Source organism: Endozoicomonas sp. SESOKO2, assembly GCF_024606245.1.
Taxonomy (GTDB): Bacteria; Pseudomonadota; Gammaproteobacteria; order Pseudomonadales; family Endozoicomonadaceae; genus Endozoicomonas_A.
Genome location: NZ_JAHHPQ010000434.1, coordinates 1 through 1,244 on the forward strand (window position 1 = coordinate 1; position 1,244 = coordinate 1,244).

Annotated in this window: 1 protein-coding gene; it reads left to right on the forward strand. The window is 36.4% G+C overall.

The features are described 5' to 3' along the window. Positions 1-1,244, forward strand: a 1,244-nt coding sequence (locus KDK17_RS09840; protein ID WP_257287975.1) for a hypothetical protein, incomplete at both ends; no start/stop codon positions are given.

Genomic DNA, 1,244 nt, shown 5'->3' on the forward strand with positions numbered 1-1,244 from the left:
ATATGTGGCCGGTAAGATCATCAGCCAGAAACGAGTCGAAGAGATACAGTCTTTCCTGAATGCTATTTTTACCGAACGAGCGGCAGCGGAACCTAAAAGAAACAGGAGTCGATTATTTTATAATCTGGGGGACATTCTGGTGGATTATCTCAACAAAAGAGAGAACGTACCAAATGATGTAATCCCAAATGTTAGATTTTTTTTAATGAATAAAAATGAATTCACCTACGAGAAATTGCTGAAGGATATATTTCCATTTTTTCAAACCCTTCTTCCTTCAGGAGGCCTTTTTTCTGAGCTGGTTATCATATTTAATTTTGCCGTGAAATTCAGGCAAAAAATTATCGATAGTGGTAGTTTATTATTTTACCCGAGTAATTTGTTAACCATTGCTTTGCGTATCAACAAAATTGATATGAGAGAGTTTTTTAATCGACATGTTATGGATGTTATTTTTTTTCGGCGTTGTGATGGTATTGTCGACACTCTTTTTGATGGTTGCCCTTTATCCACTGAGAATGAAGCAAAATCGGAAAACAAATTAAACCCTAAATTTGGAGAAGAGCTTGAATATGATGTAAAAAATGTAATTTCTGATTCAGAGGGGAAGCTTGTTAGCATTTTTTCATCTCGATTCGCAGAAAAAGAGTTAACTAACCACGTTACCGCTAAAAAATTTGATTCACGCTGTGGATTTGACAGTAACTTTACCCTGTTTCCTTTTTATGATACTCGGAAGTGGTTTGAAATAATCTGCACGCCTTATCATGCTGATGATCAACTCGCGGAATTATCTTTTGAAAAGGTCATTGAAGTGACTGATTCAATGCGCAAAGACGGGTTGATTGATTATAGCTCCGGGCATAAACACGTCGATGTCTTGAGTGCCACTCAGGGTGATACTAGTGTGCTTCTGGCTTTGGAGTCTGAGATCCAGCGAAACCCTTTTTTGCTGAGGGCATTTGGAAATAATGATCGTATCCTGCAGAACGATGAAGCCAAATGGTATAAAACATTTGCTGATTATAATCCAGACACAAAGCTATTTGCAGTGAAGCGGTTAAATTGGATCATTGATCGATATAATAAAAAAATAGAAGAAGGTTGTACTGAAGAGTCAAGCTATAAAAGCAAAAATGATTCGGAAAAAAAAGACAGGCTTAATCAATTTGTGCATTTTTATAACCAACTTGTTCATATGACGACTATACAAAGGGGGCTTGGTTATATTGATGTTGATATAA